The following is a 3,437-nucleotide window of genomic DNA, read 5'->3' on the forward strand; positions in this document are numbered from 1 at the left end:
GTTTTTGACGACCCGTTCCGCGTTGACCTTGCACGTACGCCCAACAAACACGTGTCCTTTGGCCAAGGCGGCCCACACGTCTGCCTTGGCATGTGGCTCGCCCGCCTAGAAGTACGCATCCTGTTTCAGGAACTGTCAAAACGCGTCGCGAAGGTCGAGGCCACTGCGCCCCACACCTTCCTTCGCTCTAACTTCGTGGGCGGCATCAAGTCCCTGCCAGTCCGAGTTACCCTAAAATAATCAAAAATGACCCAACCAGGAGATCACTATGGCCGACCGACTAAGAGCAATGTTTTGCGACCATCTGAGCATCATGCGTGGCAAATACCTGCCCGCCTCCAAAATCAAAGATGATGAAACTCGGTTCTGCCGGTCCACATTTGGCGTGCATTATGACCGCGATCTTCTGCCCGCCCCCGGTGCGATGATGATGGAAGGCCTTCCGGACATGGAATTGCGCTGGAAGCATGACGAAATTCGCGACGGTTGGGAACCGAACACCAAGATAGTTCTCGGCGATCTCTATGATGATGCCGGAGAAAAGCTTGGCTTGTGCCCGCGCGGCGCGCTGAAACGTGCCGTGGCAGCTTGGGAAATCAAAGGTTTGAGCCCAAAGGTTGGAATCGAGCTTGAGGCCTATGCCTTTATTCACGACGACGACGGTAATCTCGTTCCTTACAACAGTGTCGGCGCGGTAGTTTATGGCACGGGTCCCTTCACTGACCCGCTGGGCTTCAACGACAAGATTTGGGAGATGGCCGACAAACTGGGCTTCCATCTCGACATGATCACTGCAGAATACGACACGCCGCAGTTTGAATACACGCTGACGTTTGATTACGCTGTCAAAGCGGTCGATGATATCGTGCTGTTCCGTCAAATGGCGCGTGAAGTGGCTTATGGCTGTGGCGTTATTCTTTCCTTCATGCCCAAGCCCATCGCAGACTCCGGTGGGTCTGGCATGCACATCAACTTCTCGTTCGTGGACAACAGCGGCAGAAACGCCGTCGCGGGCGAATGTGGCGGCGGTCCTGACCATCTCAACGATCTCGCCAAGGGATGTATTTCTGGACTTCTTGAACATCACGGGGCGTTGGCTGGGCTAATTGCACCAACGGCCAACTCCTACAAGCGTCTCGCGCCTGCATCTTTGTCTGGCTACTGGAAAAACTGGGGCGGTGACCACCGCAACGTGACAACGCGCATCAGCACCGAAGGCGGCGCTAAGGCACGCATGGAACACCGCATGGCTGACGCGTCCTCAAACCCCTACACTGCGACAGCTGCCGTTCTTCAGGCCGCTCTACTCGGGACTGCGCACAACCATCCACTTCCTGCGATCGAAACCGGTGACGGGTTTGAGCGCACCGACGCAACAGCAGGCACAGCCACCGATCTGGCTGGTGCGATCGCCGCACTGGAAGCTGACAAAGCTCTGTGTGACGCGGTTGGTGCAGAACTGACAGCCAACCACGTCTTCATGAAACAACAAGAAGTCGAAAAAACCGAGTCCTTAGATGACACGGCCCTGCGCGATTTCTACATGTATTACATTTAGGAGTAGCAAACATGAAAGTTACTTGGACCCTACGAGACAGTTCTACAAAAACCGCCAATGTCGCCTCTGGCACCAACATGATGGAAGCCGCTGTCGCCAATCATATCACAGGCGTTGTCGGAGAATGCGGCGGTAATCTTTCTTGCGCGACCTGTCATGTTTTTGTCGAGGCAGATTGGGCAGCCAAAACCGGCGAAGTCGGGGACTTCGAAGACGCCATGCTCGATGCCACCGAAGCTGAGCGCACCAACACCAGCCGCCTTTCCTGCCAGATCATAGCAGACGAGTCGCTGGACGGGCTGAAGTTGATCGTGCCGATCCTCTAACGTACGCAATAAGAGGCTCAGCCAGACCGGGTATTTAAGCGCAATCAAACAAGTACCCCAATTGGAGACATAGATTTGTTTGGGACACCAATGTCCGCTTTCGGCTTCTAAAGTTATAACCGTCACAACCCTGAGCCTCCCCCTTTGAAGTGGTCCGCCCCTATCGTTAGGAAAGCGGAGGATCAGAGATGGCGATTAAGAGACCCAAGCCCGAAGAGATTGTCGGTTGGCGTCGCCTTGGTCCTATAATCAACTAGACGTGCGTCTAACGACCTTCTTATATGCGGTCATGATTACCACTCCCTCCCCTGCTCCAACACCAGATCGCGTACTTACGGGTGTCGCGCTCATGCTTGGGTTTTGTTTTACAGCACCTTTGCTAGACGTTGCAGCCAAGCTCGCCTCCTCAACTGTACCAGTCGGGCAAATTACAGCCGCGCGGTTTCTGGTTCAGTGCGCTTTGATGGCACCTTTCATTTGGATCATGGGGCTATCGTTAAAGGTGGCACGCGCGCATGTACCAACCTTGGTCTCACGCGCGTTGCTTTTGTTGTTCGCGACGTTTTGTTTTATCGCCGCGATCCGCGTTATGCCGCTCGCTGACGCGTTAGCAATTGTCTTTGTCGCGCCTTTCATTGTGCTACTAGTTGGTAAGTTTCACCTCGGCGAGGAGGTCGGTCCGCGCCGTGTGGGGGCTGCTTTGGTAGGATTTGTTGGTGTCTTGTTCGTCATTCAACCAAGTTTTGCGAACTTTGGCGCCGTTGCGTTCATTCCACTTGGCACAGCACTTGCCTTCGCATTCTACATTTTGGTGACCCGCACCCTATCGCGGCAGATGCATCCTGTGAGCCTGCAATTTCATACAGGTCTGATTGCCAGCTTGCTTTGCATTCCAATCTTGCTTTTGATGCAGGGCTCAGGCTCTGACCTGTTTGACCCAATCTGGCCAGTGGGTCTTGCTTGGCTCTGGCTTATTGGCGCGGGGTTCTTCGCGACGATCAGCCATATGATGATGACCTATGCTTTGTCTCTGGCGCCTTCATCCAGTTTGGCGCCGCTCCAGTATTTTGAGCTGCCTGTGGCTACTTTTTTTGGTTATCTCATTTTTAATGATTTTCCAAATACGCTTAGCCTGACAGGAATTGTGATAATTATCGGAGCGGGGCTTTATATGATCCACCGTGAACGGGTCACAGCGCGCACGATCCCACAATAGCAGCAGGCCAACGAACAAAACGCGCATGATTGTGTCGGAATTTTGGACCCGTTTTATCTGCAAGTTTCAAACTGTAGAAAATGGTATTAGCTGGTTCAGTCAGAGGGGTAATGTATTGCTGTTTCAGAATGTATCACCTCGCCAATGAAAATCTCATTATATACTGAAAAAATTAATTAAATGACATAATTCATCTTTTTATACACAGCTAAATTCCAGCTATAGATGGCGAATCAGGTGAATAGTAAGACGTTAACAACACTCACAATCAAAAGCCTTGCCCCTCGGGTCAGGACTCATGCCTAGAATATGACGGTTGCTGCGAGGGCTATTGCGG

At 52.6% G+C, this 3,437-nt stretch carries 3 protein-coding genes and 1 pseudogene; all 4 read left to right on the forward strand.

Annotated features, from left to right (window positions below; genetic code table 11):
* Window positions 1-240: pseudogene (locus QZ280_RS03565) on the forward strand (cytochrome P450); the annotation flags it as partial.
* 28 nt (window positions 241-268) lie between these two features.
* Complete coding sequence (locus QZ280_RS03570; RefSeq protein ID WP_293441167.1) at window positions 269-1,558, forward strand: glutamine synthetase family protein; 1,290 nt, start codon at window positions 269-271, stop codon at window positions 1,556-1,558.
* 11 nt (window positions 1,559-1,569) lie between these two features.
* A complete protein-coding gene (locus tag QZ280_RS03575; RefSeq protein WP_293441169.1) occupies window positions 1,570-1,884 on the forward strand; it encodes a 2Fe-2S iron-sulfur cluster-binding protein in 315 nt (104 codons plus the stop codon).
* A 289-nt stretch (window positions 1,885-2,173) separates the two neighbouring features.
* The gene (locus QZ280_RS03580) at window positions 2,174-3,100 is read left to right on the forward strand and encodes a DMT family transporter (protein ID WP_293441171.1); all 927 of its coding nucleotides are present in this window, start codon (window positions 2,174-2,176) and stop codon (window positions 3,098-3,100) included.
* The last annotated feature ends 337 nt before the right edge of the window (window positions 3,101-3,437 follow it).

This window comes from Planktotalea sp. (genome assembly GCF_018607995.1).
Lineage (GTDB): Bacteria > Pseudomonadota > Alphaproteobacteria > Rhodobacterales > Rhodobacteraceae > Planktotalea.

Bases quoted from the DNA above. Each gene is read 5' to 3' on its own strand.
- QZ280_RS03570 (WP_293441167.1), top strand. From the start codon at position 269: ATGGCCGACCGACTAAGAGCAATGTTTTGCGACCATCTGAGCATCATG.
- QZ280_RS03575 (WP_293441169.1), top strand. From the start codon at position 1,570: ATGAAAGTTACTTGGACCCTACGAGACAGTTCTACAAAAACCGCCAAT.
- QZ280_RS03580 (WP_293441171.1), top strand. From the start codon at position 2,174: ATGATTACCACTCCCTCCCCTGCTCCAACACCAGATCGCGTACTTACG.